This is a genomic window from Streptomyces sp. SID12501, assembly GCF_010550245.1.
In the GTDB taxonomy this organism is placed as follows: domain Bacteria; phylum Actinomycetota; class Actinomycetes; order Streptomycetales; family Streptomycetaceae; genus Streptomyces.
The window spans coordinates 1-604 of the sequence record NZ_JAAGLU010000273.1 but is presented as its reverse complement, the minus strand read 5'-3'; the positions used below and the strand labels follow the sequence as shown (position 1 = coordinate 604).

Sequence of the window (604 nt, the reverse complement as noted above, 5' to 3'; positions counted from 1 at the left end):
GGCCTGTCCAACCCGCGCCTGCGGGAAGGGACCGGCCGATGAGCCTGCTGCAGATCGAGGACCTCACGGTCGTCTACGAGCCGCGCGGCGCGCAGCCCACGACCGCCGTCGACCGCGTCAGCCTCAGCCTCGAGCAGGGCGAGTTCGTCGGCCTGGTCGGCGAGTCCGGCTCGGGCAAGTCGACGCTTGGCTTCGCGATCACGCGGCTCGCCAAGGCGCCCGCGCGCATCGCGTCGGGGCGGATCGTGTTCGACGGCACCGACATCGCGGGCATGGGAGCCGAGGAGCTGCGCGCGCAGCGCCGCGGCGGGTTCGCGATGGTGCTGCAGTCCGGCATGAACGCGCTCAACCCCGTGCGGTCCGTCGGGCACCACTTCGCCGACGTGTTCGCGGCCCACGGCCACGTGCCGGCGCCCCGGCGGCGTGCGCGCGCGGTCGAGCTGCTCGACAAGGTGCAGCTGCCCGCGACCGTCCTGGACCGGTACCCCGGCGAGCTGTCGGGCGGCATGCGGCAGCGCGTGTCCATCGCGCTGGCCCTGTCGCTCGAGCCGCGCCTCATGGTGTTCGACGAGCCGACCACCGCGCTCGACGTGCTCGTGCAGCA

At 73.8% G+C, this 604-nt stretch carries 1 protein-coding gene; it reads left to right on the top strand.

The window, feature by feature from the left end:
• Positions 1-38: 38 nt before the first annotated feature.
• A partial coding sequence (locus G3I71_RS45700) for an ATP-binding cassette domain-containing protein (RefSeq protein WP_164324848.1) occupies positions 39-604 on the top strand: 566 nt, incomplete at its 3' end.